Here is a 26,777-nt window from a genome sequence, read left to right on the forward strand (position 1 = left end):
GACGTCACAGTAAAACCCGATCCGCCCTTCATCTCAATGTCACTTGCTCACCACAAGCCTGCCATGAACGGACGCCACGACGCATGCACAGGTCCGCCGGCCGGGGCCACACCCCCGCCACGCAGCGTGGCTCAGGGCACCGCGGGCAGGCCGAACACCTGCCGCAGATAGGCCAGGTACCCCGGGTCGTCGCACATGCTCTTGCCCGGCGAGTCGCTGAGCTTGGCCACCGGCTGGCCATTGCAGCGGACCATCTTGATCACGATGTTCAGCGGCGTCGGCCCCAGGTCGTTGGTCAGGTGGGTGCCTACGCCGAAGGCGACCTGGCAGCGGTCGCGGAAGTAATCGTACAGGCGCATCACCTTCTCGATGTTCAGGCCGTCGCTGAACACCAGGATCTTGCTGGAAGGATCGGCGCGGTTGGCCTTGAAGTGCGCCAGCATGCGGTCGCCCCACGCGAACGGATCGCCGGAGTCGTGGCGCACCCCGTCGAACAGCTTGCAGAAATACATGTCGAAGTCGCGCAGGAAGGCCTCCAGCCCGACCACGTCGGACAGCGCGATGCCGAGGTCGCCGCGGTATTCGCGGGCCCACGACTCCAGCGCGGCCACCTGCGAGTCCCGCAGGCGCGGGCCCAGCGCCTGGAACGCCTGCAGGTACTCGTGCGCCATCGTGCCGTGCGGGGTCATGCCATAGCGGCGGGCGAAATACACGTTGCTGGTGCCCACGTACTGGGTGCCCAGCGCATCGCGCAGCAGCGGCAGCATGTGCGCATGCCAGTCGCGCGAATAGCGGCGCCGGGTGCCGTAATCGGCGATGCGGCAGTTGCCGAAGCCCGGGGTATCGCGCAGCAGCGCGGTCTTGGCGCGCAGCCGGCGCTCGCCCTCGGCGAAATCCGGCGTGCTGGTGGTGCGGAACCAGACCTCGTTGATGATCGCCAGCAGCGGCACCTCGAACAGGATGGTATGCAGCCACGGGCCGGTGATGTCCAGCTCGATCTCGCCGGGCACGGTGGCCGAGGCGCGCAGGTCGATGTACTTGCGGTCCAGGTGGAACAGGCCGAGGAAATCGGCGAAATCCGGCTTCACGAAGCGCAGCTGGCGCATGTAGTCCACCTCGTCGGCGGCGAAGCGCAGGCTGCACAGGTGGTCGATCTCGGCGTTGATCTGGTCCAGGCAGCGGGCCAGGTCGATGCCCGGCGTGCGGCACTTGAAGCGGTACTGGACGATGGCCCCGGGGTGCTGGTGCAGCACCGCCTGCATCATCGTGAACTTGTAGAGGTCGGTATCGAGCAGGGACTGGATGATCATGGGCGCATTATGCGCCGCCCTCCCCGCCCGGCCACGGGCCCGCCGCCGTGGCGCCCGCAGGCGACCGGCGCACCCGGCCGCGGCCGGGCGCACCGTGCTGCGGTCATTCGTCGCCGGCGTAGGGCGAGCGCAGCGGCTGCGGCTGCCGGCCCAGGCCCGCGCCCAGGCGGTCGAGCAGGAAGCGCAGGTACAGGTTGGTGCCGAACTGGCGGTAGTCGCGGGCGTTGTTGAACTCCATGCGCCCGCCCAGGAACAGCTGGTTGGACAACTGCCACTCCGCCGCCGCGCTCAGGTTGTAGGACACCCCGGTCTTGGTCTGCCCGGCGTAGACCGGTTCGATGTAGCGCGGGGTCAGGCCCAGCAGCGCGGCCAGCGATGCCGCATCGTAGGCCTCCTGCTGCATCGCCGGGTCCAGCGGGAAGTAATCCGCCGGATCCTCCTTGAAGCTCTGCACGCCGACGCTGGCATCGACCTGCCAGGCCAGCCGCTGCGCGGCGCTGCGCCCGTTCCAGTGCAGCGGCACGCTCACGTCCACGTAGCGCTGCGGACTGAAGTAGCCGCCATGGCCGTAGGTGAAGCCACTGAGGTTGCGGTCGTACTGCATCGCGGTCAGGTTCAGGCCCGCGGTCAGCGACTGGTTGGCCGTTTCCAGGGCGTGCACGTAGACGCCCGCGCCCAGCTCCTGGCGGTCGTTGCCGGCCACGTGGGTACCCTGCAGGCGGTGCCACGCCAGGTTGGCGTAGCCGCCGAGCAGGCCGTTGTCGACGGTCGCGGCCATGCGCGCGCCGGTGGCGGTCACCCCGCCCCATTGCAGGCCGTTGCGCGCGTCGCTGACGCCGGCAAAGGACAGCAGGCTGTCGGTCACCGCGCGCCGCGAGGCTTCGCCGGACCAGGTCAGCGCATCGCCGATGCGGCCGCGATAGCCGACCCCGCCGACGATGCCGGTCTCGCCGAAGCCCAGCGGGGTGGTGCCGACGTCGGCGCGGAAACCGCCCTGCTCGAAGCCCACCGACACGCCGGCGCCACTGGCGTCCTGCGATCCCAGCCGGCGTGCGCCGGCGGCGTTGGCCACCATCGCGTACAGCGTGTCCTGGAACGCCAGCGGCGTCTGCGAGGCGCTGCTGCCGCCGGCAAGCGCCTTCAACTGCGCCTGCTCGCCGGCGCTGAGCCCGCGCAGCAGCGCGGTGCTTCCCAGCACCTGCCGGGCGATGTCGGCGATCGGGGTGTTGCCGAGGTCGCGGCCCAGCATGTAGTCGGGCAGCGGATCGGCGTATAGCAGTTCCAGCGTGGCCTTGCGGCGCTCGGCCGCGGTGAGCGTGGCGTCGGTCTGGTTGAACAGTTCCTGGTAACGGCCGCTGTCCAGCGCGCGTTCGTAGATCAGGTTGCGGGTCGCGGTGGTGGCGCCATTGGTCAGCAGCGCCTGGTACAGCGACGAGCCGACCAGGTCGTCGACCGGGGCGCGATCGGCGGCCAGTGCCCCGGACAGCGCCAGCTGCGGGCCGGCGCCGAAGCGGCTGGCCGAGGCATAGCCGTCGTCGGCACGCCCGGCATCCAGCACCGTCGGCGTCACCGCGACCTGCAGCTTGCCGTCGCCAATGCCGAAACGGGCCTGCAGCGGCACCTGCAGGTCGGCCAGCTGACCCAGCCCGGCCTCGCCGTCGCGGCTGCGGTAGGCGGCACCGGCCGCCAGCGCGCTGCTGCTGTCGGCGCGCAGTTCGCGCAGTTCGTCGATCACGCCGCGTGCCGGGGCCGGGCCATGGGCCGGGGCCGGCAACACCGCGGCCGGCGCTGTCGAAGCGGCGACACGACGCGGCGCCGGGATGGCCGCGGCCGGCGCGGCGGACAGCGCCAGCACCGGGGCCGGCAGGCCATCGGCGTCGATCTGCGGCGACGGCAGCGCGGCGGTGGCCAGCGGCGTGGCGGCGAGCGCGGCGACACTGGCCGGCAGCGGCGCCGGATCGGCGCGCAGCGCGACCGGCCGGGTGTTGCCGCGGGTGATCCCGGCGAAGGGATTGAAGGCGCGGCCGGCGCCGGCCAGCGCGGTGCTGGCGTGCGGATAGCCATTGTCCGGCTGCCCTGCGCCGCGCGCGGCGGCGGCGATGGCGGCCTTGAAGTAGCTCTCGGCGCGGCGGTTCTTGCCGGCCGCACGGTAGACCCGCCCGGCCGCGGCCAGCACCTCCGGCGATTGCGGCGCGCGTGCCAGCGCCTGCTCCAGGTAGTGCTCGGCGGTGTCGAGATCGCGCATCGCCGCGGCACTGCCGGCGGCGGCCAGCATCGCATCGACGTCGCCCGGCGCCAGCTGCAGCAACTGCTGGTACAGCGCCAGCGCCTGGCCCGGGTCGTCGGCGGCGGCGTACAGGCGCGCCAGCGCGGCAATGGTCTGCGGATCCTGCGGCTGCTGCGCCAGTACCGGCGCCAGCACGTCGTAGGCACCCTCCAGGTTGCCGAGTTCACGCAGCGCATCGACCTGGCGCAGCACGTAGCCGCTGCGCAGTTCCTGCAGGCGCCTGCGTTGCGCCGGGTCCAGGCTGGCATCGCCCAGCTGCCGCAGCAGGGCCGCCAGCTCGGCGTCCTGGCGCGCGCGCAGCAGCACTTCGCCGTACTGCAGGCGGTTGTCCACGTCCGGGTTGCCCTGCATCAGCCGCTGCGCCAGCGCCAGCGCGCGCTGCTGGCTGCCGATGTCGGCGTAGGCCCCGGCCAGGGCGGCGGCGATGCCGGGCCGGGCAATGCGCTCGCCCAGCGTCGACTCGGTGCGGGCAAGCAGCAGCTGCGCCTCGCCGACGCGGTTGCCCTGCACCAGGGTGCGCGCCTGCGCGGCCTGCAGCTGCACCCAGGCGGTGTCATGCAATGCGCTCATCTCCGCATCGCGCGATGCAGCGGGGATGCGCTCCAGCAGGGCCCAGGCGCCATTCCAGTCATTGCGTTCGCGGGCGAACAACGCCTGCGCGAACAGCGACTGCGGCGCGTCGACGTCCTGCGCGCGCAGGCCGGCCATGATGCCGTCGGCCTGGTCCGGGCGCCCCTGGCGCTGGTAGAGGCGCGCCAGTTCCAGCCGCAGCCAGGGATCGCGCGGCTGCTGCAGCACCGCGTCCTCCAGTTCGATCTGCGCCATCTCCAGGCTGCCCGAAGCGATCGCCTGCTGCGCGCGTGCGCGCGCCAGGTTGGCACGCAGCACCGCGGCACCGCCTGCACGTTCCTGCTGCTCGGGGGTGAGCCGCTCGAACAACGCGGCGGCCTCGTCGGCGCGCCCCAGCCGGCCGAGTAGCGTACCCAGGCCCTGCAGGGCACCGGCGTTGCCGGCATCCAGTTCCAGCGCCCTGCGGTAGCTCGTCTCGGCCGCGGCGGCGTCACCGGCACCCAGCAGGTCGCCCAGCAGCACGTGGCCGGTGGGTTCGGAGGGCTGCAGCGCGATGGCCTCGCGGACCTTCGCCACCGCCTCCGTCCCCGGCTGCCGCCGCGCTTCCTGCAGGACCTGCCAGTAGCGGGCGGCATTGGCCGCGCCGCGCCATTTGCCATTGGCCGCGGCTGCCGGGCGCAGCAGCTCGGCGGCCTCGCCGAACCGTTCCTGGCGCAGCCGCACCGAGCCCAGCCCGCCCATCGCCTCGGTGTTCTTCGGCTGCGCACGCAGCACCTGCGCGAAGCGCGCCTCGGCAACCTCCAGGGTGCCGCCCTGCAAGGCGCGGAAACCCTCGCCGAGCAGGCGCTGGTTCGGGTCCGGCGCGGTGTCGGCGCGCACCGCCTGGTCGCGCAGCTGCGCCTGCCGCGCGGCGATTTCGCGGTCGTCCGGCTGCAGCTCCAGGAACGCCTGGAACAACGGCGCGTCGGCACGGGTGGCGTTGAGCCACAGCAACGCCTGGCGCCAGGCCACGCGCGCCGCTGCGGCGGTGTCCTGGCGCTGGCTGAGCGTCCTGAGCTGGGCGATGCCCTCGCGCCGGCTCGGCTCGCGGTAGGTCAGCACCTGCGCCAGGGCCAGTGCGGCGGCACCGTTGTCGCGTTCGGCGGCCACCCGCCGGCGCAGGCCGTCGCGCGCCCGGGTCCAGCCGTCCTGGGTACCGGCCAGCACCTGGTAGTACTCCAGCGCGAGATTGTCCGGCGGACCGCCGGCGCCGAACGCCTCGTCGTAGGCCTTGACCGCCTCGGCATAGCGGCCGCCAGCGGCCGCGCTGCGCGCCGCCTGCAGCGGACCGCCGGCAGCGCTGCCGCCGCCCGCCAGTGCCGCACGCAACCGCGCGGTCTGCGCCGCCGATGGATGCCGGGCCTGCAGCTGCTGCAGGCGCCGCTGCGCCTCCGCGCGACGCCCCTGGTTGAGGTCGATCAGGCCCAGCCCGAGCAGCGCGTCGGGCTGCGCCGGGTCGGCGGCCAGCAGCTTGCGCCAGGTATCGGCGGCGAGGTCCTCGCGCCCCTGGTCGAGCCAGTAGTTGCCCTGGTTGACCAGTTGCCGGGTGGATGCGGCGTTCTGGCTCCATGCCGGCGCGGTCAGTACGCACAGGCCGAGCAGGCACAGGGGTTTCAGGTTTTTGCGGAACATGTCGTACTCCACGCGGGCAGCAGGCGCCCGTCGGCAGCGAAACGGAAACGGCGGTCCATCCAGCCACGCCCGAACAACACCAGGACGCGGTCGTAGTAGCCAAGGGCATCGGCGGCCGCGCCGGCCGCCGGAATGCGGCCGGCCTGCGCGCTCGCCATGGCCGTCTGCCCCAGCGCCGAGAGGTACGGCAGCAGCGCGGCGGAAAAGCCCGCCGGCGCGGTGCCGTCGGCGGAACCGCTGCGGGTCTGGATCTTCTCGGCGAAGCCGCCGCGTGCGCGCAGCAGCCGCGCCGGACCCGGCAGCGCGTCGAGCAGGCGCCGCCGCAGCGGTTCGCCGGGGTCGGTCATGCCGGCCCACAGGTAACAGCGGATGGCGTCGTAGCTGCCGACCGCGCCCTTGCCGGGATCGGTCACGAAGGCCTCGCCGTTCCAGGCGATCCAGTCCGGCGCGAAGCCGCCCGGCGCCGCGGCGCGCAGCATCGCCACGCTGCGTTCGGCCAGCCGCGCCCATGGCCCGCGCGGATCGACCATGGCGAACCGGCGCAGCACGAACAGCGGCAGATAGCTGGGATTGAGCAGCCAGCGGTCGCGCTGCACGAAGCCACGGTTGCCGGGCAGCAGCATCGGCCCGAAGCCCGGCAGCTCGATCACTTCGGCGGCGCGCATCAGCCCCAGCACCTGGCGGCCGGCCTGGACCAGCCCGGGCCGGTTCCACAGGCGCCCGGCCTCGAGCAGCGCGTAGGCGATCCACAGCTCGCCGTCGGACGCGGTATTGCCATCGAGCACGCGCCACTGCCCGTCGCCGGCGCGTCCCCACAGCCAGGCCGGCAGGTTCAGGTCCGGGCGTCCGCCGCACAGGTGGCGGCGGGTCCACGCCAGGATGCGGTCGAACAGCACCGGGTTGTTGTCCACCAGCGCGAAGAACAGCGCATAGGACTGCGACTCGGAGGTGCTGCGCTGGTCCGGATGGGAGAAATCGATGACCCGCCCGTCGTCCTGCAGGTGCCGCTGCACGAAGCCATGCCAGTCGCGCCACGGCATGCCGCAGGCGGTTGCCGCCCGCACCGGGCAGGCGGCGACCGCCGCGGCCGCGGCGATCAGCCCCAGCGCCTCGCGCCGCGACAGCATGCGCGCAACCTCCGCCGCCATGCTCAGCCCGCGACCTTCAGGCGCGCACGCGCATGGCGCCGCAGCAGCCAGCCGGCCAGCATGGCCAGCAGCAGGCACACCAGGCCCACGCCCAGCGCCAGCCACAGCGGGTGATGGGCGAAGAACCAGCGCAGCGCCAGCAGCGGCGGCAGCTCGCCGACGTAGTAGGTCTGGTTGCCGGCCAGGCTGCGCACCGTGTCGCCCTGCAGCAGCACCACGCTGCCCTGGAACTGGCGCAGACGCGCCGGATCGAACCACGCCTCGAACAGGCGGTTCACGTGGCCCGGCTCGTCGGCCATCAGCGCCACCACGCTGCGGCCCTTGCGCAGCGGTGATTCGAAGCCCAGCAGCAGCACGTCGCCCGGCTGCGGACGCACGCCGACCTCGGCCACGGTCGGCAGGTCGGTACGGCGCGCGTCGGGCGACAGGAACGCCGGCAGCGTGTTGAACAGCCAGTCGGACAGGCCGAAGCGGCGGGCCTGGACACCGTCGCCGACCGGCATCGCCGCGGCCCAGCGCGCGAACAGCGGCTGGTTGCGGCGCGAACCGAGCACCAGCAGGTCCTGGTCGGCGTGTTCGTCGACCTGGCGCGCGTGGATGACGCGCGTGCGCAGCGCCGGATACCCCGTCGAGGCACCCATGCGGCCGAGCAGCGCCAGGGCGTTGGCCACGTCGTCGCCGCTGGCGTTGTCGGGCATCACCAGCGCGCTGTCGGACAGGTCGGCCATGCGCGTGAACGGGAAGCCGGCATTGCCGAAGGCGGCCAGGTTGGGCATCGCCATGTAGTGCGCGAAACCGCTCAGGTCGATGGTGGACGCGTCGTCGATCGACGCCGACACGTCCGGGAAGGTGTTCTTGCACTCCTCGGCGCGCGGGCGGTCGAAGAAGAAGTGGAAGCGCAGCTGGCTGCTGGCCGACAGCGGCCCGGTCGGCAGCAGCAGCGGCTGCTGGATCGGCATCGCGCCGCGCGCGCCCAGCTTCTGCCACAGCTGCCGCGGCACCGAGGTCGCCAGCGGGCGGCCGTTGAGCGGCAGCGTGGTCACGAACGCGTCGTTGATGCTGATGTTCAGCGCCGACTTGTCCGCGCCTTCGGGCAGGGTATAGCGGTAGCGCAGGTCCACCGGAATGCCGTCCTTGCGCCACACGAACAGGTCCGGCGGCAACTGCAGGCCGATGCGGATCAGGTCCGGGTTGTAGCCGACCACGTTGAGCTCGCTGGTGCTGCGGACCAGTTCGGAAAAACGCACCGGGCGGTCGCTGGGCACCCAGTTGGGCGCGTCGTAGGGCTTGCGCGGCGCGGCGTCCTTGACCTCGCGCAGGGTCGCGCTGGCGCCGGACAGCGGCGCGCCCAGCGCCAGCGCGGTGGCCGCCGCGCGCAGTTCGGCATCGTCGCGGCCCAGCACCAGCAGCAGCTTGCCGCCGGCATCGTTGGGGTTGCTGGCCACCGCCAGCGTCGGCCCGGACACCTCGACCGGCGCCACGCCGGCCGGCAGGTTGCGCGGCGTGGCCACGACCACCGCATTGCCGCGCGCCGGCAGCACCCCGGTGGACACCGGGAACATCGCGCCGCGGTAGCCGGCCAGCGCGCCGAACCACGACGACACGATGCCGGCGGCCTGCAGCTGGCCGTTGGCCGGCTGCCCGGCGAACACGAACGGCAGTTCCAGCCGGCGGGTATCGCGCGCATCGAAGAACGGCACCGGCAGCAGCGCCAGGTCGTTGCTCAGCGGCAGCGGCAGCCAGCCCAGCTCCAGGTAGCTGGCGCTGTCGATGTTGGCCCACAGGCTGCTGTGGTCGGGATCCTCGCACTCGCGCGTGTAGTGGCCGATCAGCTGCAGGTTGACCCGGTTGTAGCCGGTCACCAGGCGCGGATCGATGGCGACGTCGCGCTCGACCGGCCGCCCGGCCTCCTCCGCCGAGACCGGCAGCGTCGCCACGGTCACGTCGTTGACGGTGACGCGCAGGTGCGACAGATCCGGCAGCAGCGCCGGCGAATAGGTGTACTTCAGGTGCAGCGCGGCGTGGTCGACGACCTGGTCGCTGCGGATCGAGAACGGGATGCCGGCCGTGCCCTGCACGCCGCGCAGCGTCACTTCATAGTCCAGTCCCAGCTGCTTGAGCGTGGAACGGCTGCGCTGCAGCGGCAGCGCGCCCGGTACGGGCGCGGCGGCGGCGACGTCCGGCTGCAGGCCCGGCGGCAGCGGCGCGGCGGCCGGCACCTGCGCGTGGGCGGTGCCCGCCAGCAGGGCCAGGGCGAACGCCAGCGTGGCGCTGCGCGCGCGCGCGGCGGGGGTCGGCGGAACAGGCAGGCAATGCTTCATGCGGTTTCTCCGGGAGCGGGCTGGGCGTTGCCGTCATTCCGCCCCCTGGTGATGACGAATCGGCCCAGGCGGTGGAAGCCGCGCAGGCTGGCGCGGAGCACATCGGACAGCGAGCGCAGGAAGGTGTCGCGCTCGTGCCGGCCCCACAGCGAGACCCAGATGTCGGCGCGGGCGAAGGTGGAGGCGATCAGCCAACGCTCCTGCTCGATGCTCAGCTCGCCGAACTGCAGGCTCAGGCCCTGCGCGTCGCGGTCGTGGCGCACCTGCGCCGGCAGGCGCTGGCTGCGCTGGCGATGGCGCAGCTCGATCTCCACCGGGGTATCGGGCTGCACCGGCTGCGGCTGGTCCAGGCGGATGGCCATGCCGCCGGTGGAGAAATCGACCGTGCTGCAGGCCAGCGCGCGTCCGTCGGGCAGGTGCAGCAGCGCCTTCATTTCCAGCGGCACGCGGTGCGCACGGCGGATCTGGCGCTGCTCGCTGCAGGTGGCGATGACCGCGCCGAGCATGACCATGTTGTAGAAGGTCCAGCCCAGGTTGAGCCAGATCGTGTTGACCTCGCCGCTGCTGTCGGCCATCACCAGGCGGACGATGCCGGCGACCACGCCGGCCAGGTTGAGCAGCAGCAGGAACAGGTACGGGCGGGCGATCTGCGCGTCGAAATAGCTGTTGTGGACCAGGCCGCCCTTGGCGGTGACGTTGAACTTGCCCAGCCGCGGGTTGAACACCGCCATCAGCGTGGGCCGCAGGATGTACCAGGCCAGCGCGGTCTCGTAGACCTCGTTCCACAGCAGGTGGCGATGCCCGCCCTGGATGCGCAGGTTGGTCAGGCTGGCCTGCGCCAGGTGCGGCAGCGCGTAGGCGAAGATCATCAGCGCCGAGGCGTGGATCACGTGCGCGCCGAAGAACAGGAACGCCAGCGGCGCGGTCAGGAAGATGATGCGCGGCAGTCCGTAGAAGAAGTGCAGCATCGCGTTGGTGTAGCAGATGCGCTGCACCAGGCTCAGGCCGCGGCCCAGCATCGGGTTGTCGACGCGGAAGATCTGCGCCATGCCGCGCGCCCAGCGCGTGCGCTGGCCCACGTGCGCCGACAGGCTCTCGGTGGCCAGTCCGGCGGCCTGCGGCACCGGGATGTAGGCGCTGCGGTAGCCGGCGCGGTGCAGGCGGATGGCGGTATGCGCATCCTCGGTGACCGTCTCCACCGCCACCCCGCCCACCTCTTCCAGCGGCGCGCGCTTGATCACCGCGCACGACCCGCAGAAGAAGGTCGCGTTCCAGGCGTCGTTGCCGTCCTGCAGCAGCCCGTAGAACAGCTCGCCTTCGTTGGGCACCTTGCCGAAGGTGCCGAGGTTGCGCTCGAACGGGTCGGCCGAGAAGAAGTAGTGCGGCGTCTGCACCACCGCCAGCCGCGCATCGTGCAGGAACCAGCCCATCGACATCTGCAGGAACGAGCGCGTCGGCACGTGGTCGCAGTCGAAAATGGCGACGTACTCGCCATCGGACTTCTTCAGCGCCGCGTTGATGTTGCCGGCCTTGGCGTGGTTGTTGTTGGTGCGGGTGACGTAGTTCACCCCGACTTCCTCGCAGAACGCGCGGAATTCCTCGCGGCGGCCGTCATCGAGCAGGTGGATCTTCAACTTGCCGGCCGGCCAGTCCATCACCGTCGCCGCCAGCACGGTGGTGCGCACCACCGACAGCGGTTCGTTGTAGGTGGGGATGAACACGTCCACCGTCGGCCACAGCGACTGGTCCTCGGGCAACGGCAGCGAACGCCGGTGCAGTGGCCAGGCCACCTGGAAGTAGCCCAGCACCAGCACCACGAACGCGTAGACCTCGGCCATCACCAGGCCGAAGCCCAGGGTCAGGTCGACCACGCTGCCCATGCCCATGGTCTCGGTCAGCCGCCACCACATGTAGCGGCTGGACATGACCAGCGACAGCCCCATCAGCAGCAGCGGCACGATGCGGTTGCGGGCGCGCCGCAGGCACAGGCCGATGGCGAACACCGCCAGCGAGAACAGCAGCTGCCGGGTCACGTCCAGCGGCACGGTGACGACGAAGCCGATGAGCAGCATGCCCACCAGCACCAGCGCGGCCAAGCCAAGGCGAGCCAGGGCCTGCGAGCCCTCGGGCCTGATTGAAAGTCTCATGGATTTCCCCTGTGCGCCGCCCCTGCGGGCGGCCTTGCCGGCCGGATCGCGCGTCATCGCGGTCCGGCGCGGCGTTCGTGCCCCGTTCCTATTGCCTGCGCAAGCGGATCAGGGGGCTGTCGTCCGGAATCGTCCCGCCGGCCTCTGCCAGCCTGCGGAACAACTGCGACAGTGGCGTGTCCGCCTGCGCGGCAGGCAGGTCGGGTGCCGGCGCGGGTTGCGCCGCGACCACCGCTTCCACTGCCGCCGGCGCTGCCGGCCGGGTCGCCGCAGCGGGCAACCTGGCCTCGGGGAACTCCCGGTACTCCGGCCGTCCCTTGCCGTCACCCAGCTTCATGAACAGGCCTGCCACATCGTCATCGCATTGCGGCGCTGCCGCCGGTCGGTTGCTGCTCATGCCCAACGCATCTCGTCCATCGTCAAAACACCCGCCCCACGGTAAAAATCGAAACGTCACGATTGCCGGTCGCCAGGTGGCGCACATCGAGCACGGCAAGCATGCCGGCGCCGCGCAGCCAATGGCGGTAGGCCCCCTCGAGAAAGCCGTGATGCCAGGCGCCGCCCCCCAGCGCCGCCGCCAGCGGCGAGGCCGCATGCACGATGCGCAACTGGTCGGCGCGCTCCTCGAACCTCGCCCATCCCCACTCGCAGTCCGCCCACACCGCGTTGACCGAGGCCTGCAGGGCCTCGACGGTGGCCACCGGCGGCAGGCCATGGGCGTCGGCGAAGCGCTGGCCGATGCGCGCCATCAGCCGTGCCGATTCCTCCTCCGGCAGCGCCTGGTCGAACTCCGCCGCCATCGCCTGCAGGAAGCCCCGCCATTGCCGGGCACAGGAACGGTCGCGATAACCATCGAGCAACTCTGCCGGGTTCACCAGGCCATTCCCCTGCGCATCCGCACCCCACCTACGCAACGCATCCCGCCTCCTGCGACATTTGATACCACTGAATATTGTGAATTAGATCACATTTCAAGCCAATACCCAGCGACCTGCCGATGCAGCGGTGCACACAGCCGCATCCAACGCACTCCCGGGGATGCAGACAGCAAAGCACACGACCGTAAGAAGACCATGGCCGGATGACGCTGCCTTTGCAGGCAGCCGCGGCAGAACCCCACGGGAACCCGGGCAACGGCCCGCGCGTGGACGGCGCCGTCAGCGGCGCAGCAGCAGCCGTGGCACCTGCACGAGCGCATGCGCCCAGATCGCGCACCACACCGCGGCGCGTACCGGCAGGCCGCGGCGCGGCGCCTCGAACTTGCGGAAATAGCGCCACAGCCCGCGGTGCTTGTGCCACTCGACGAAAAACGGCCGTGCGCGGCTGGAGACGCCGCGCACGTGCAGCACCGCCAGCCGGTTGGCGATGGCCACCGTCGCCCCGGCCTGGCGCGCGCGCCGGCACAGGTCCAGGTCCTCGGCATGCAGCCGGTAGCCCGTGTCCCAGCCGCCAATGCGGTCGAACAGCGCCCGCGGCATCAGCAGCAGCGCGCCGGACAGCGCCGGCACCTCCTGCAGCGGCTGCGCCGGATCGGGCGCCAGCGCCAGCCGCGCACCGGCGGCGGGGTTGCGCAGCATCGCGGCGAAGTCGGGATCGCGGCGCCGCACCGCCGCATCCGGCCGCCCCTGCGCGTCCACCTGCTCCACGCCGAGCAGGCAGTCGCCCAGCGGCAGGCCCAGATCGCGCAGGCGCGCCAGCGTGTCGGGTTCGACCATCAGGTCGGGATTGACGAACGCAAGCCACGGCGCATCGCTGTCGCGCGCGCCCTGGTTGCAGGCGGTGGCGAAGCCGGGGTTGTCGGGATTGGCGATGAAGCGCACCCGCGCATCGGCCAGGGCATGGCGCTGGACGATGCCGAGCGAGCCATCGTCGGAGGCGTTGTCCACCACCCGGATCTGCACCACGTCGTGCGCGCCACGCAGCCGCGCCAGGCATTCGTCCAGCGTCGCCGCGCTCTGGTAGCTGACCACGACGACCGCGATCGCGCCGCTCACGAGGCGGCCTCCGCCGCCGCATCGTCGCCGTCGTCGTCGCCGAACAGGTCGGGCTGGCGCGCCGGCAGCGCCGCCAGCTCCCACAGCTGCTGCAGGTGCTGGCGGTGGCCATGCAGCGGGTCGTCCATCAGGAACCCGGCCAGGCGCGCGGTCCAGGCCGGCCAGCGGTTGCCCAGCACTTCCATGTCGCCGTCGGCGGGGCGGCCCTCGTCATGGCGGCCGACGAAGGCGTTGTCGCACAGCACGTTGCGCCAGCCCAGCCCGCTCATGCGCAGGCTCAGGTCCACCAGCGCCGCGTACCACGAGCCGCAGCTCTGCGTGTCCAGTCCACCGGCGCGGCGCCGCGCGCTGCCGCGCACCAGCACGGCGTGGGTGACCGCCGAAGGCAGTTCCGGGTGCAGCAGCGGCATCGACGCGCAGGCGCGCGCCAGCCGTGCGCCATCGGACGGCAGCGGATTGAGTTCGCCGGCGCGTGGCCAGGCTACGGTCTCGCCGGCATTGCTCCACGGCGTGGCGGTGGCGATGGACGCATCGCGCGCGAGGCAATCGGAGAGCTGCTGCAGCCAGCCCGGCAGCGGCAGCGCATCGGGCGCGAGCACCGCCACGTCGGCGTCGCCGCAGGCCTGCAGCATCTGCTCCAGGTGCGCCGATTCGCCAATGGAGCGCGGGCGCCGGGTGTACTCCGCCTGCAGCCGGGTGCGCGCCAGCCACGGTTCGATCACCGCCTGCACCCGCGGCCCGCCCTGGGCATCGTCGGCCAGCCAGATCGGGGTACCGGCGGGGGTGGCGGTTTCCAGCGCCGCCAGGCAGGCATCGAGCGCCACGTCGTCCACGCCGACCGGCAACAGGATCACCGGCAAGCGCACGCAGCGTCCCCGGCCCGGCGTGGAATGGAGGGTGCGGAACTGGTCACGGCCGGCGATTCCCTGAGGCTGACGCAGCGAACTCTAGCAGTCGCCCGCGGCAGCGCGTACCCGCAAGCCACATGACGCCGCGCTGCAGCCGCGGCGTCGCAGCGGGCCCGTGTCGCCACGGGCCCGTTGATGGCACGGCGCGATCAGCCGCACCACACCCGCGCGTTGCGGAACATGCGCAGCCACGGTGCGTCCTCGCCCCAGCCCTTCGGCGCCCAGCTCAGGTTGAGCGTGCGCGGGGTCCGCTCCGGGTGCGGCATCAGGATGGTGACGCGGCCGTCGCGGGTGGTCAGGCCGGTGATGCCGTCGGGCGAGCCATTCGGGTTCAGCGGGTACTGTTCGGCCACGCGGCCGTCGCCATCGACGTAGCGCAGCGCCACGTCGACCGCGGCCTGGTCGACCGCGCTGTCGAACTCGGCGCGACCCTCGCCGTGCGCCACCGCCACCGGCAGCCGCGAACCGGCCATGCCGCGCAGCAGGATCGACGGCGACTCCACCACCTCCAGCAGCGCGGTGCGGGCCTCGAACTGCTCGCTGCGGTTGCGCAGGAAGACCGGCCAGTGCTCCGCGCCGGGGATGATGGCCTTGAGCTGGCTCATCATCTGGCAACCATTGCACACGCCCAGGGCGAAGGTGTCCGGCCGCGCGAAGAACGCGGCGAAGGCCTCGCGCAGCGCCGGGCGCTCCAGGATCGAGGTGGCCCAGCCGCGGCCCGCGCCCAGCACGTCGCCGTAGCTGAAGCCGCCGCAGGCGGCCAGCCCGCGGAAGTCCGCCAGCTGCACGCGGCCTTCGATCAGGTCGCTCATGTGCACGTCGAAGGCATCGAAGCCGGCGCGCTCGAAGATATTGGCCATTTCGATCTGGCCGTTGACGCCCTGCTCGCGCAGGATCGCCACCTTCGGCCGCGCCCCGGTGGCGACGAACGGCGCGGCGACATCCTCGGCCGGGTCGAACGCCAGTTTCGGCTTCAGCCCCGGGGCATTGAAATTGCGCGCGACCGCGCGCTCCTGGTCGGCCGCCTCCGGGTTGTCGCGCAGCTTCTGCATGGCGTGGGTCACCGACCACCAGGCATCGAACAGCTCTTCCCAGCGCCACTCGGCCAGGCTCTGCCCGCCCAGCTGCACGCGCACCACCGGCGCGGTGGTCGGGCGTGCGATGCGCTGCGCGCATTCGGTCAGCGCATGGCGTTCGACCAGGTCGGCGAACGCGGCACGGTCTTCCCTGGCGATCTGCACCACCGCACCCAGTTCCTCGTTGAACAGGCTGCGGAACGGATCGTCGCCCCAGGCATCGAGCACGATGTCCAGGCCCAGCCGCGAGGCGAACGACATCTCGCACAGGGCCGCGAAGGCGCCGCCGTCGCTGCGGTCGTGGTAGGCCAGCAGCAGCCCGGCCTGGCGCGCGTCGCGGATCAGCTCGAAGAAGCCGCGCAGGCGCTGCGGGTCGTCCAGGTCCGGCACTTCGCCGGCGAACGCCGGCAGCGCGCTGTGGTCGGCCTGGGTCTGGGCCAGGATCGAGCCGCCCAGGCGCTGCTTGCCCGCGCCCAGCCCGATCAGCCACAGCTCGCTTTCGCCCTCGCGTTCCAGCAGCGGGGTCAGCTGCTGGCGCGCGTCGGCCACCGGCGCGAACGCCGAGATCACCAGCGACACCGGCGACACCGACTTCTCGGTCCTGCCGTCGGCCTGCCACTGCGCCTGCATCGACAGCGAGTCCTTGCCCACCGGGATGCTGATGTCCAGCTGCGGGCACAGTTCCATGCCTACCGCCCGGACCGCGTCGTACAGCAGCGCGTCCTCGCCGTCGTGGCCGCAGGCGGCCATCCAGTTGGCCGACAGCTTGACCGTGTCCAGCGAGATCAGCGGCGCGGCGCACAGGTTGGTGATGGCCTCGCCCACCGCCATGCGCGCCGAGGCGGCGGCGTTGAGCAGCGCCAGCGGGGTGCGCTCGCCCACCGCCATCGCCTCGCCGGCGTAGGTGTCGAACCCGGCCAGGGTGATGGCGACATCGGCCATCGGCAGCTGCCACGGGCCGATCATCTGCTCGCGCGCGGTCAGGCCGCCGACGCTGCGGTCGCCGATGGTGACCAGGAAGTTCTTGGCCGCCACGGTCGGGTGCGACAGCACCCGCAGGCCGGCGTCATGCAGGTCGATGCCGGCGGTCTTCAGCTGCGGCCAGCGCGGCGCGGCCGGGTGCGTGGTGTCGCGGTGCATCTTCGGCGCCTTGCCGAACAGCACGTCCATCGGCAGGTCGATCGGCGCATCGGCCGGGATGTTGCCCGGGGTCGCGCCGTAGGCCACCACCAGCCGCTCCTCGGCGGTGGCCACGCCGACCGCGGCGAACGGGCAGCGCTCGCGCGCGCAGATCTCGCCGAACTCGGCCAGGCGCCCGGCCGGGATGCCCAGCACGTAGCGCTCCTGCGATTCGTTGCACCACAGTTCCAGCGGCGACAGCGAGGGATCGTCGGTCGGCACCTTGCCCAGGTCGATCACGCCGCCGACGTCGGAGTCGTGCAGCAGTTCCGGGATGGCGTTGGACAGGCCGCCGGCGCCGACGTCGTGGAAGAACTTGATCGGGTTGTCGGCGCCCATGGCCACGCAGCGGTCGATCACTTCCTGGCAGCGGCGCTCCATCTCCGGGTTGTCGCGCTGCACGCTGGCGAAATCCAGGTCCTCTGCGCTCTCGCCCGAGGCCACCGACGAGGCGGCGCCGCCGCCCAGGCCGATCAGCATCGCCGGGCCGCCGAGCACGATGACGACGTCGCCATCCTGCAGCTTCAGCTTGTCCACCTGCACGCGGTCGATCGCACCCAGGCCGCCGGCCAGCATGATCGGCTTGTCATAGGCGCGGGTGATGCCGTCTTCAGGCAGCTCGAAACTGCGGAAGTAGCCAAGCAGGTTCGGGCGCCCGAACTCGTTGTTGAACGCGGCGCCGCCGAGCGGGCCGTCGAGCATGATGTCCAGCGCCGGCGCCATCCGCGGGTTCAGCGCGCGCGGCGCCTCCCACGGCTGCGGCAGGGTCGGGATGCGCAGGTGCGAGACCGAGAAGCCGGTCAGGCCGGCCTTGGGCTTGCCGCCGCGGCCGGTCGCGCCCTCGTCGCGGATCTCGCCGCCGGCACCGGTCGAGGCGCCCGGGAACGGCGCGATCGCGGTGGGGTGGTTGTGCGTCTCGACCTTGATCTGGAACGCGCTGGGCACCACCGCCTCGCTGCGGTAGCGGCCGCTGGCCGGATCGGGGCGGTAGCGCGCGGCCGGCTCGCCCTCGATCACCGCGGCGTTGTCGCTGTAGACGCTGAGCGTGTGCTGCGGGGTCTGCTGGTGGGTGTTCTTGATCATCCGGAACAGCGAGCGCTCCTGCGCCTGTCCGTCGATGGTCCAGCTGGCGTTGAAGATCTTGTGCCGGCAATGCTCGGAATTGGCCTGCGCGAACATCATCAGCTCGACGTCGGACGGGTCGCGGCCGAGTTCGCCGTAGCGCTGGCGCAGGTACTCGATCTCGTCCTCGGCCAGGGCCAGGCCCAGGCGCTTGTTGGCGCCTTCCAGGTCGGCCAGCGCGATGCGCTGCAGCGGCTTGCGCGCCGGGCTGTCGAACAACGCCCGCGCCTGCGCGATGTCGGCCAGCAGCGACTGCGTCATCGGATCGTGCAGCAGCCGGGCCACGGCCGCCTGCAGGGCCGGGTCGGACGGCCAGCCAGCCAGGTCGAGGCGGGTGCCGCGCTCCACGCGCTGGATCGCCAGGCCGGCGCCGCGCACCAGTTCGGTGGCCTTGCTCGACCACGGCGACAGCGTTCCCAGGCGCGGCACCACGTAACGCGACAGGCTGCCGGCGGCGGCCTCGGCCGGTTGCGGCTGGGCCTGCAGGATGCGGCCCAGCGTGGCCTGGTCGACGGCCGCGGCATCGGTGGCCTGGGTGAAATAGACGTGCCAGGCACCGGTGATGCGCAGATCGGCGGCGATGGACTGCAGGCGGGATTCAAGACGTTCGCGGCGGAACGGCGAAAGGGCGGCTGCGCCCTCGAGGACGATCATGTCCGGGAGACCATGGTGGGAGTCGGGCCCGCCATTGTACCGGAGCCGGCTTCCGGCCGTGCCCGGCGGCGGCGTGTGCCGCCGGTCCCCGGGGCCGGCGACGGCCTATTCTTCGGGCGCCGGCCTGATCTCGCGGGCGACGCGACGCCACCGCGTCCCGTTCCAGACCATGTAGTCGACGATGTCCGGGGAGCGGTACCCCTCGGTATGGGTGACGACCAGCAAGCGGCTGTCGCGCCGGTAGTCGAAGCGGACGTTGTTCAACGCCTGGCCGGGGTGGACCTTGCCGCTGCGGCGGTCGATCAGCGCGTACTGGCGGCAACCGCTGCCGCAGCCGACCAGGAACAGGGTGAAGTGGTCAGCGAAGTTGGGCGGCTCCGGGGCCTCGCCATCGAACTGCAGGTACTGTTCCAGCTTCCAGCCGATGTCCGTGCGCGGCAGCTTCGCCGGCACCGGATGGTCGATGCGGCTCAGCGGGACGCGATGGGCCTCGAACGTGGGCGGTGCCGACGCGCAGCCGGCGTGGAGCAGCGGCGCAAGCAGCGCCGCGCGCCGGGCAACCGCCGTCCACCACGCAGCGGGCGGACGGCGGCGGAGCGCCAGCGGCATCGTGCTGCCCCGGGGCCGACGGATCAGGGACTGCCGACGGCGCCGGGCAGCCGCTCCAGCGCGGCCTTGAGCTGCGCCGGCGGCAGGTAACCGCCCAGCTGGGTGCCATCGGCGGCGAAGATCGCCGGGGTGCCGCTGATGCCCAGCTGCTGGCCGACGTTGTACTGCATGGTCACCGGATTGGTGCAGTTCTTCGCCTCCACCGGGCGGTCGGACTTGGCCGCGGTCAGTGCCGCCTTGCGGTCGCTGGCACACCACACCGAAACCATGTCGGTGTGGTCCTTGCTGCCCAGCCCCATGCGCGGGAACGCCAGGTACTCGACGGCGATGCCCTGGCGGTTCAGCTCGGCGATGTCCTGGTGCAGCTTGCGGCAGTAACCGCACTCGATGTCGGTGAACACGCTGATGGTGTACTTGGCATTCGGCGGCGCGAACACGATCCGGTCCGAATGCGGCAGCGACGCCAGCAGCTTGCGGCGGTGGGCCAGCAGGCCCTCGCTGGTCGCCAGCGCGCGCTTGCCGATGTCGTAGGGCTGGGCCTGCATCAGGTAGCGGCCGTCGTCGGTGACGTACAGCACCTGGCCGGACACCACCACCTCGCGGAAGCCGGCGAACGGCGCGGCGCCGATGTAGTCCGGATTGAAATTCGGGTCCAGCTGCCTGAGCGCGTCGCGCACCCGCTTCTCGACCGCGCCGTCCGCGGTGGCCGGTGCGGCAGCGGCAGTGGTTTCAGGCGCCTTCGGCTGCGCGCAGGCGGTCAGGCTGATCGCGCCCAGCAGCGCGGCGGTGGCGAATCGGAGCATGGGGATTCCAGGGAAAAGAGATTGGCGGAAAGCCGGGCGATTCTCGCATACCCGGGGGACGGGACGTTCCGGGTGCCGCTGCGGCGGCGCACTCGCCGCGCCCAGGCGAAAGGGCGCGACGCTGCTGCGGGAAGCGGCCGTGCGGCTCATCCGGGCTTGGTGACCCGCTGTAGAACAGGCCGGGGTGCCATCGCGGCCGGTGCCGCCGGGCGCTGCGCGGTGCCGGCGGTACTCCCGGCCGCCGGGAGCATCGCAGGAGATGGCGGGATACGGACGCGCGGCAGGTATGTTGGCGCCCGGGTCTCGACGCGGCGCGGCCGGGCGTTCAGCAGGCCGCGCGGCAGTGCCGCGGGTTCGCTGCTGCCTTCCCTGGCGGGACTTCAATGGCTTGCGGATACTCCGGCGCTGGAACTCCGATGCGGCCTGCCCCGCTGGCGCACGCAGCGCTGGCCAGCGCTACGGATGGGACGCCGTCAGAGACATGCCGGGGTGCGGTTGGATCCGGGCGCGGCGGCGCGGCAGGCCGTACCGGCGCCCTTGTTGCGGCTTGGCGCGGCCGGGCGTTCGCGACCGCGCGCGCCAGTGGCGCGGGTTCGCTGCTGCCTTCCCTGGCGGGACTTCAATGGCCTGCTGATGCTCCGGCCCGGCCATCCGTGGCCGGGCGTTCGACAGGCCGCGCGGCAGTGCCGCGCAAGCGGCCTGCCTCACCCCCTCGGGTGGTGGTTGCGGTGCAGCTTCTGCAGGTGTTCGCGGGCGACCAGGGTGTAGATCTGGGTGGTGGACAGGGAACTGTGGCCCAGCAGCATCTGCAGCGCGCGCAGGTCGGCGCCATGGTTGAGCAGGTGGGTGGCGAAGCTGTGGCGCAGGCCGTGCGGACTGATCCGCGCCGGGTCGATGCCGGCCGCCGCCGCGCTGGCCTTCACCAGCGCCCAGAACTGCTGCCGCGTCAGCGGCTTCTGCCCGCGGGCCAGGAACAGCGGCACCTGGCCGTCGGCCGTGGCCTGCACCGGCCGTCCCGCCGCCAGTGCCGGGCGTGCGTCGGCCAGGTAGCGCTCCAGCCAGTGCCGGGATTCCTCGCCCAGCGGCACCAGCCGCTCCTTGCTGCCCTTGCCGGTCACCCGCAGCACGCCCTGGCGCAGGTTGACCGCGTTGGCCGGCAGGTCGACCAGCTCACTCACGCGCAGGCCGGCGGCATACATCAGTTCCAGCATGGCGCGGTCGCGCAGGCCCTCGGCCGTGGCGATATCCGGCGTGGCCAGCAGCGCCTCGATCTGGCTCTCGGCCAGGGCCTTGGGCAGCGGCCGCGGCAACCGGGGCGGCTCCAGCAGCGCGGACGGATCGTCGTCGCGCTCGCCGCGGCGCAGGCAGTCGGCGAAGAACGCGCGCAGCGCCGACAGCAGGCGCGCGTTGCTGCGCGGCGACCAGCCGTGGCGGGTCCGCCAGGCCAGGTAGTCGAACAGGCCGGCGCGATCGATGCCGGCCAGCGTGCTCCGCGGCGCCGGCGCCTGGCGGGGCGGCTCGCCGGCCTGGGAGGCCGCCCAGCGGGCCAGTCCCTCCAGGTCCCGGCGATAGCTGTCCAGGGTCGCCCGCGCCAGCCCCTGTTCGGCCCAGATCGCGTCGAGGAAGCGCTGGATGCGGCGGCCGTCGGCCTCGCGCAGCGGCGGCAGCTGCATCACCCGTTGGCGGCGTTCGGCGGCGGTGGAAGGCGAACTCATCGCGCGCAGGATAGGCATTGCCGGCGCCGCTGCCCATCCACATCGCGCACGCCAGCCCGTATGCTCGCGCGATGAACGCCGATTCCGCCGTCCCGCCCCGCCCCTCGCCACTGCTGTTGCGCCGCCTGGCGGCACTGTTCTACGACCTGTGGCCGGTGCTGGCGCTGTGGATGCTCACCGCGGTGCCGTTCACCCTGCTGGACGTGGTTGCCAGCGGCGGCAACACCCACCACAACATCGCCCCGTACAGCCCGCTGCAATGGCTGCTGTGGCTGTGCTGCTGGGCCGTGGCCGGGGTGTACGCCACGCTCAGCTGGAAGCGCGGCGGGCAGACCCTGGGCATGCGCCCGTGGCGACTGTATGTGCAGGGCACCAATGGCGCGCCGTCGATGGCCCTGCTGTGGAAGCGCTATGCGCTGGGCACGCTGTCGCTGCTGTGCGGCGGCCTGGGATTCTGGTGGGCGCTGCTGGATCGGGAGGGGCTGACGTGGCACGACCGCCTCAGCAACACCCGGCTGGTGCACGTCCCCGACCGGTAACCGCCCCGGAACAGCACACCCGTCGTTGCTCCCGGTGCGCAGCGGCGCGGCAGGGAAACCGGGGCCCGCGGTTTCCTGCGGCGCGGCACGACCGCCTCAGCAACACCCGGCTGGTGCATGTCCCCGACCGGTAACCAGCGCAAACAGCCCTCGCTTCATTGCCCCTGCGCGCGGCGGCGCGGCAGGGCAAGCGGTGCCTGCGGTTGCCTGCGGCGCGCGAAGCGGACTCAGCTCGAACGTCGTTTGAACAGCCAGCCGGATACGGCCAGCATGATGACCGGCGGCAGCGCGTAGGCGATGCGGTAGTCGAACTTGAGCGCGCCGGCCATGCGCCCGAAGAACATCTGCAGCAGCAGGAAGCCCAGCGCGAACAGCATGCCCAGGAACAGGCGCTTGCCCATGCCGCCACTGCGCAGCGAACCGAACGCGAACGGCACCGCGGCCAGGCACAGCGCCAGCACGTTCACCGGATAGAACCAGCGGCTCCAGTAGGTGTCCTCGTAGTCGCGCGCGTCCAGCCCGTTGCGCTTGCGGTACTCGATGCTGGTGCGCAGCTCGGCGGCGGTCAGGCTGCGTGGCTTGGCCAGGCCCGAGGCCAGCGCCGCTGCGTCCAGGTCCGAGTCCCAGGGCTCGCTGGCCACCGTCTGGCGGGTGGCCGAGCGCTCGCCGAAGGTGTCGCGCCGCACCTGCTCCAGGGTCCAGCCCCGGGCGTCGTGGCGGGCGGTGACCGCATGGGTCAGGCTGGCCAGGCGGCCATCGGCGTCCAGCCGGTAGAGGCGGACGTCATGCAGCAGCAGGCGCGTCCCGCCGTCCTCGGTGAGCTGCTCTTCGCCGCTCTGGGCATTGAGGAAGGTGTCGCCCTCGCGCGCCCACAGCCCGGAATAGCGGGCCATGGCCATGTCGGTGTTGAACTTGGCGCTGGCCTTCAGCGCATCGGCCTTTTCCTGCGCCCAGGGCGCCAGGGTTTCGCCGTTGACCACCATCATCGCGGTCAGCATCGACGTCGCGATGGCCACCGACAGCGCGATGCGGCGGCGCGACAGGCCAAGCGCACGCAGCGCGGTCAGCTCCGAAGTCGCCGCCAGCTGCCCCAGCCCCATCAGCGCGCCGATCACCGCGGCCATCGGGAACAGCGTGTAGGCGCGGCGCGGCAGGGTGTAGGCGCTCCAGGCCACCGCGTGGCCGAAGGTATAGCTGCCGGTGCCGATGTTCTTGGCCTCGCCGGACAGCGACAGCATCGCGTCCAGCCCGGTCAGCACCGCCCACGCCAGCAGCACCGTGACCAGCACCGTGCGGCCGACGTAGAAATCGTGGATGCGCGGGCGCAGCATCATGCGCGTGCCCTCTTGCGGCGAGACAGCCGGCCATCGCGGAAGTACAGCCACAGCGCCAGCACCAGCAGCGGCACGGTCAGCCACCACATGCCCAGCTCCACCGGCAGCTTGCCGCTGGCCAACCATTGCCGACCGCTGATCATCAGGCTGATGCCCACCACGTAGCCGAGGAAGGCCAGCATGACGCTTCCATAGCGCTGCTGCCGCGGCGTGCTGCGCGACAGCGGCAGCGCCAGCAGGGCGAAGGCCAGCGCCAGCAGCGGCGGGGTGATGCGCCAGTGCAGCTGCGCCTGCGCCTCGCGCCGGTCGTCGCCGAGCAGGCGCAGGGTCGGCAGCACCTCGGGGTCGTCCTGGCCGCGCGGTTCATCGCGGTCGGGCAACGCCACCTCGTTGCTGGCGTAGCGCATCAGGCGGTAATCCAGCCCGCCGTTCTCGGGGCCTTCGACGCGGTGGCCGTCCTCCAGCCGCAGGAAGCGCTGGCGATCGCCCTCGAAGAACATGGCGCCGCTGTTGGCAGAGACCACGTCGATGCGCCCGTCCTCCTGCCGCTGGATGAACACCTTGCCCATCCGGGTGCCGTCCTCGTTGAGCGAGGACAGGTAGACGATGCCGCCGCCGGAGAGCTGGGTGAACTTGCCCGGCTCCAGCCCGGCCACCACCACGCTGCGGCTGGCGGCCTCGACCATCGCGTCGGCGGTGCGGTTGGCCCAGGGCCCCAGCCACAGCGAGCAGGCCCCGACCAGCGCCACCACCGGCGCCACCAGCATCATGACCGGCCGCAGCAGGCGCCGCGGGCCGACCCCCACCGCGGTCAGCACCGCCATCTCCGAATCCCGGTAGAGCCGGGCGATGGCCAGCGACAGGCCGAGCAGCAGCGCCAGCGGCAGGATGATGGGCAGGTAGACGATGAACTGCAGACCCAGCTGCGACAGCAGCAGCCCGGCCGGCATGCGGCCGTCGGCAATCCGGCCCAGGATGTCCACCAGGACCCCGCCCACGCTCACCACCAGCAGCACGGTCAGGGTCGCCAGGAAGCTCTGGATGAAGTCGCTCAGCAGGTAGCGGTCAAGCTTCGCCATGGGGTGGGTGGTTTAAACTCCCGGTTTCGTTCGCGGCGCGCCCGGCCGGTCTGGAGGGGTGGAAACAGTCCGCGATTGTACGGATTTGGCAATGGAATCTGATCAATGTCTCTGCAATTCACCCTGAACCACGCCGCCCCGGCCTCGGCCGCGGTCGACTGCGTCATCGTTGGCGCCTTCTCTGACAAGTCGCTGTCGCCGGCGGCACAGGCGCTCGACGCCGCCTCGGGCGGCCGCATCGCGGCGCTGGTGGAGCGCGGCGACGTCGGCGGCAAGACCGGCAACACCACCGTGCTGCACGACCTGGCCGGCGTGGCCGCGCCGCGCGTGCTGGTGGTCGGCCTGGGCGACGCCGCCAAGTTCGGCGTGCCGCAGTACATCAAGGCGGTGGGCGACGCCGCCCGCGCGCTGCGCAGCGGCATCACCCGCAGCGCGCTGTTCACCCTGTCCGAACTCGAAGTGAAGGGCCGCGATGCCGCCTGGAACATCCGCCAGGCGGTGATCGCCGCCAACCACGCCAGCTACCGCTACACCGCCACCCTGGGCAAGAAGAAGCCCGACGCCCCGGGCCTGGAAACCCTGGCCATCAGCGGCAGCGACGAGACCGCGCTGGCCCAGGGCCAGGCCATCGCCGCCGGCGTCGAGTACGCCCGCGAGCTGGGCAACCTGCCGCCGAACCTGTGCACGCCGGCCTACCTGGCCGAAAGCTCGGCCCGGTTCGCCGCCGAGCACGAGGGCGCGCAGGCCGAGATCCTCGACGAACAGCAGATGGAAGCCCTGGGCATGGGCTCGCTGCTGGCGGTGGCCCGCGGCTCGGCCAACCGGCCGAAGCTGGTGGTGCTGAAGTGGAACAACGGCGGCGACGCCAAGCCCTACGTGCTGGTCGGCAAGGGCATCACCTTCGATACCGGCGGCGTCAACCTGAAGACCCAGGGCGGCATCGAGGAGATGAAGTACGACATGTGCGGCGGCGCCAACGTCATCGGCACCTTCGTCGCCGCGGTCAAGGCCCGGCTGCCGCTGAACCTGGTGGTGGTGGTGCCGGCGGTGGAGAACGCCATCGACGGCAACGCCTACCGCCCGTCGGACGTGATCACCTCCATGTCCGGCAAGACCATCGAGGTCGGCAACACCGACGCCGAGGGCCGCCTGATCCTGTGCGACGCGCTGACCTATGCGCAGCGCTTCGAGCCGGCCGCGCTGGTCGACGTGGCCACCCTGACCGGCGCCTGCATGGTTGCCCTGGGCCACCAGACCGCCGGCCTAATGAGCAAGCACGACGACCTGGCCAACGAACTGCTGGCCGCCGGCGAGCACGTGTTCGACCGCGCCTGGCGCCTGCCGCTGTGGGACGAGTACCAGCCGATGCTGGATTCCAGCTTCGCCGACGTCTACAACATCGGCGGCCGCTGGGCCGGCGCCATCACCGCCGGCTGCTTCCTGTCGCGCTTCGCCGAGGGCCAGCGCTGGGCGCACCTGGACATCGCCGGCGTGGCCAGCGACGAAGGCAAGCGCGGCATGGCCACCGGCCGCCCGGTCGGGCTGCTGGCGCAGTGGCTGCTGGACCGCGCGGCGTGACGCAAAACCGGGGGCGGCATCGGGTTCCACCTGGAACGACCGACGCCGGCCCCGGTTCTTCCTTCCCCTTCCTGGTTGCCCGATGCCCCGCGCCGACTTCTACCTGATCGCCAAGCCCCGCTTCCTCACCGAGCCGCTCAAGCTGGTGTGCGAACTGGCGCGCAAGGCCAACGACACCAGCCAGTACACCCTGGTGCTGGCGCGCGACGCGGCGCAGGCCGAGGAACTGGACGAACTGCTGTGGTCGTTCGACCCGGACGCCTACATCCCGCACCAGATCGTGGGCGATGACGTGGACGAGGAAGAGGCCATCGTGCTGATCGCCGCGCCGGGCGCCGAGGCGCCGGAACGGCCGCTGGTGATCAACCTGCGCGACGACCCCTACCTGGGCAGCTGCGAACGGGTACTGGAAGTGGTGCCGGCCGACCCGGCCGCGCGCGAACCGCTGCGCGAACGCTGGCGCCAGTACAAGGCCGCCGGCTACGCGCTCAACAAGCACGACATGTAAGGGACCCGCATGCGCCTGCTCATTGCCCTGCTGCTGCCGTGGCTGGCCTTCTTCACCATCGGCCGGCCGCTGTCCGGCATCGTCTGCCTGGTCCTGCAGGTCACCCTGATCGGCTGGGTCCCGGCCGCGATCTGGGCCGCCTACGCGGTCAGCCAGTACCACACCGACCAGAAGATCAGGCGCGCGCTGAAAACCGGCGCGTCCCGCTGATCCCCTCCCCGCCTT

At 71.8% G+C, this 26,777-nt stretch carries 19 protein-coding genes; 4 read left to right on the forward strand and 15 right to left on the reverse strand.

The genetic code is table 11. The annotated features are described in order from the left end of the window. Window positions 1-131: 131 nt before the first annotated feature. From pncB to xerD, 13 genes are all read right to left on the reverse strand, one after another. Window positions 132-1,310: a nicotinate phosphoribosyltransferase gene (gene pncB / locus QQA12_RS13645; RefSeq protein WP_054667635.1), complete on the reverse strand. Its 1,179-nt coding sequence runs from the start codon at window positions 1,308-1,310 to the stop codon at window positions 132-134. A gap of 103 nt (window positions 1,311-1,413) precedes the next feature. Then, on the reverse strand, window positions 1,414-5,838 hold the full coding sequence (locus QQA12_RS13650; protein WP_226049587.1) for a cellulose biosynthesis protein BcsC: 4,425 nt from the start codon (window positions 5,836-5,838) through the stop codon (window positions 1,414-1,416). Beyond that, entirely contained in the window at window positions 5,820-6,986 is a 1,167-nt protein-coding gene (gene bcsZ, locus QQA12_RS13655) for a cellulose synthase complex periplasmic endoglucanase BcsZ (protein WP_226049588.1), read from the reverse strand. The genes QQA12_RS13650 and bcsZ overlap by 19 nt, the downstream gene beginning before the upstream one ends. Window positions 6,987-6,988: 2 nt before the next feature. Next, window positions 6,989-9,307 (reverse strand): cellulose biosynthesis cyclic di-GMP-binding regulatory protein BcsB, encoded by a 2,319-nt coding sequence (gene bcsB / locus QQA12_RS13660; protein ID WP_226049589.1) that lies wholly within the window; start codon window positions 9,305-9,307, stop codon window positions 6,989-6,991. After that, on the reverse strand, window positions 9,304-11,454 hold the full coding sequence (gene bcsA / locus QQA12_RS13665; protein ID WP_226049590.1) for a UDP-forming cellulose synthase catalytic subunit: 2,151 nt from the start codon (window positions 11,452-11,454) through the stop codon (window positions 9,304-9,306). The genes bcsB and bcsA overlap by 4 nt, the downstream gene beginning before the upstream one ends. An 88-nt stretch (window positions 11,455-11,542) precedes the next feature. Beyond that, the gene (locus QQA12_RS13670) at window positions 11,543-11,857 is read right to left on the reverse strand and encodes a hypothetical protein (protein ID WP_161809398.1); all 315 of its coding nucleotides are present in this window, start codon (window positions 11,855-11,857) and stop codon (window positions 11,543-11,545) included. A gap of 16 nt (window positions 11,858-11,873) precedes the next feature. After that, the gene (gene bcsD, locus QQA12_RS13675) at window positions 11,874-12,254 is read right to left on the reverse strand and encodes a cellulose biosynthesis protein BcsD (RefSeq protein ID WP_152984948.1); all 381 of its coding nucleotides are present in this window, start codon (window positions 12,252-12,254) and stop codon (window positions 11,874-11,876) included. A 357-nt stretch (window positions 12,255-12,611) separates the two neighbouring features. Beyond that, complete coding sequence (locus QQA12_RS13680; RefSeq protein WP_226049591.1) at window positions 12,612-13,448, reverse strand: glycosyltransferase family 2 protein; 837 nt, start codon at window positions 13,446-13,448, stop codon at window positions 12,612-12,614. After that, window positions 13,445-14,314, reverse strand: a complete 870-nt coding sequence (locus QQA12_RS13685; RefSeq protein ID WP_226049592.1) for a glycosyltransferase — start codon at window positions 14,312-14,314, stop codon at window positions 13,445-13,447. The genes QQA12_RS13680 and QQA12_RS13685 overlap by 4 nt, the downstream gene beginning before the upstream one ends. 191 nt (window positions 14,315-14,505) lie before the next feature. Next, window positions 14,506-18,387 (reverse strand): phosphoribosylformylglycinamidine synthase, encoded by a 3,882-nt coding sequence (purL, locus tag QQA12_RS13690; RefSeq protein ID WP_226049593.1) that lies wholly within the window; start codon window positions 18,385-18,387, stop codon window positions 14,506-14,508. A 105-nt stretch (window positions 18,388-18,492) separates the two neighbouring features. Then, on the reverse strand, window positions 18,493-18,996 hold the full coding sequence (locus QQA12_RS13695; protein WP_226049594.1) for a hypothetical protein: 504 nt from the start codon (window positions 18,994-18,996) through the stop codon (window positions 18,493-18,495). Between the two features lie 23 nt (window positions 18,997-19,019). After that, window positions 19,020-19,799 (reverse strand): DsbC family protein, encoded by a 780-nt coding sequence (locus tag QQA12_RS13700; RefSeq protein WP_054667648.1) that lies wholly within the window; start codon window positions 19,797-19,799, stop codon window positions 19,020-19,022. Between the two features lie 704 nt (window positions 19,800-20,503). After that, the gene (gene xerD, locus QQA12_RS13705) at window positions 20,504-21,514 is read right to left on the reverse strand and encodes a site-specific tyrosine recombinase XerD (RefSeq protein ID WP_226049952.1); all 1,011 of its coding nucleotides are present in this window, start codon (window positions 21,512-21,514) and stop codon (window positions 20,504-20,506) included. 71 nt (window positions 21,515-21,585) lie between these two features. Between xerD and QQA12_RS13710 the strand changes: the two genes are divergently transcribed. Beyond that, window positions 21,586-22,053, forward strand: coding sequence for an RDD family protein (locus tag QQA12_RS13710; RefSeq protein WP_226049595.1), 468 nt, complete (start codon window positions 21,586-21,588; stop codon window positions 22,051-22,053). 227 nt (window positions 22,054-22,280) lie between these two features. Here QQA12_RS13710 and lptG read toward each other — a convergent pair whose 3' ends face one another. Both lptG and lptF read right to left on the reverse strand, forming a co-directional pair. Next, window positions 22,281-23,387 carry an LPS export ABC transporter permease LptG gene (gene lptG / locus QQA12_RS13715; RefSeq protein WP_226049596.1) on the reverse strand — a complete coding sequence of 369 codons (1,107 nt, stop codon included), beginning with the start codon at window positions 23,385-23,387 and terminating at the stop codon, window positions 22,281-22,283. Continuing rightward, window positions 23,384-24,466 (reverse strand): LPS export ABC transporter permease LptF, encoded by a 1,083-nt coding sequence (gene lptF, locus QQA12_RS13720; protein WP_054667653.1) that lies wholly within the window; start codon window positions 24,464-24,466, stop codon window positions 23,384-23,386. The genes lptG and lptF overlap by 4 nt, the downstream gene beginning before the upstream one ends. A gap of 105 nt (window positions 24,467-24,571) precedes the next feature. Between lptF and QQA12_RS13725 the strand changes: the two genes are divergently transcribed. From QQA12_RS13725 to QQA12_RS13735, 3 genes are all read left to right on the forward strand, one after another. Beyond that, complete coding sequence (locus QQA12_RS13725) at window positions 24,572-26,044, forward strand: leucyl aminopeptidase (RefSeq protein ID WP_226049597.1); 1,473 nt, start codon at window positions 24,572-24,574, stop codon at window positions 26,042-26,044. An 82-nt stretch (window positions 26,045-26,126) separates the two neighbouring features. Next, entirely contained in the window at window positions 26,127-26,552 is a 426-nt protein-coding gene (locus QQA12_RS13730; RefSeq protein WP_054667657.1) for a DNA polymerase III subunit chi, read from the forward strand. Between the two features lie 9 nt (window positions 26,553-26,561). Further along, window positions 26,562-26,762 carry a YqaE/Pmp3 family membrane protein gene (locus QQA12_RS13735; RefSeq protein WP_056931138.1) on the forward strand — a complete coding sequence of 67 codons (201 nt, stop codon included), beginning with the start codon at window positions 26,562-26,564 and terminating at the stop codon, window positions 26,760-26,762. Window positions 26,763-26,777: the final 15 nt, after the last annotated feature.

It is taken from the genome of Stenotrophomonas sp. 17(2023) (genome assembly GCF_030345315.1).
GTDB classification, from domain to species: Bacteria; Pseudomonadota; Gammaproteobacteria; order Xanthomonadales; family Xanthomonadaceae; genus Stenotrophomonas; species Stenotrophomonas acidaminiphila.

Coding starts and splice junctions, on each gene's coding strand:
- pncB (WP_054667635.1), bottom strand. CDS start 1,310: ATGATCATCCAGTCCCTGCTCGATACCGACCTCTACAAGTTCACGATG.
- QQA12_RS13650 (WP_226049587.1), bottom strand. CDS start 5,838: ATGTTCCGCAAAAACCTGAAACCCCTGTGCCTGCTCGGCCTGTGCGTA.
- bcsZ (WP_226049588.1), bottom strand. CDS start 6,986: ATGGCGGCGGAGGTTGCGCGCATGCTGTCGCGGCGCGAGGCGCTGGGG.
- bcsB (WP_226049589.1), bottom strand. CDS start 9,307: ATGAAGCATTGCCTGCCTGTTCCGCCGACCCCCGCCGCGCGCGCGCGC.
- bcsA (WP_226049590.1), bottom strand. CDS start 11,454: ATGAGACTTTCAATCAGGCCCGAGGGCTCGCAGGCCCTGGCTCGCCTT.
- bcsD (WP_152984948.1), bottom strand. CDS start 12,254: ATGGCGGCGGAGTTCGACCAGGCGCTGCCGGAGGAGGAATCGGCACGG.
- purL (WP_226049593.1), bottom strand. CDS start 18,387: ATGATCGTCCTCGAGGGCGCAGCCGCCCTTTCGCCGTTCCGCCGCGAA.
- QQA12_RS13695 (WP_226049594.1), bottom strand. CDS start 18,996: ATGCCGCTGGCGCTCCGCCGCCGTCCGCCCGCTGCGTGGTGGACGGCG.
- QQA12_RS13700 (WP_054667648.1), bottom strand. CDS start 19,799: ATGCTCCGATTCGCCACCGCCGCGCTGCTGGGCGCGATCAGCCTGACC.
- xerD (WP_226049952.1), bottom strand. CDS start 21,514: ATGAGTTCGCCTTCCACCGCCGCCGAACGCCGCCAACGGGTGATGCAG.
- QQA12_RS13710 (WP_226049595.1), top strand. CDS start 21,586: ATGAACGCCGATTCCGCCGTCCCGCCCCGCCCCTCGCCACTGCTGTTG.
- lptG (WP_226049596.1), bottom strand. CDS start 23,387: ATGATGCTGCGCCCGCGCATCCACGATTTCTACGTCGGCCGCACGGTG.
- lptF (WP_054667653.1), bottom strand. CDS start 24,466: ATGGCGAAGCTTGACCGCTACCTGCTGAGCGACTTCATCCAGAGCTTC.
- QQA12_RS13725 (WP_226049597.1), top strand. CDS start 24,572: ATGTCTCTGCAATTCACCCTGAACCACGCCGCCCCGGCCTCGGCCGCG.
- QQA12_RS13730 (WP_054667657.1), top strand. CDS start 26,127: ATGCCCCGCGCCGACTTCTACCTGATCGCCAAGCCCCGCTTCCTCACC.
- QQA12_RS13735 (WP_056931138.1), top strand. CDS start 26,562: ATGCGCCTGCTCATTGCCCTGCTGCTGCCGTGGCTGGCCTTCTTCACC.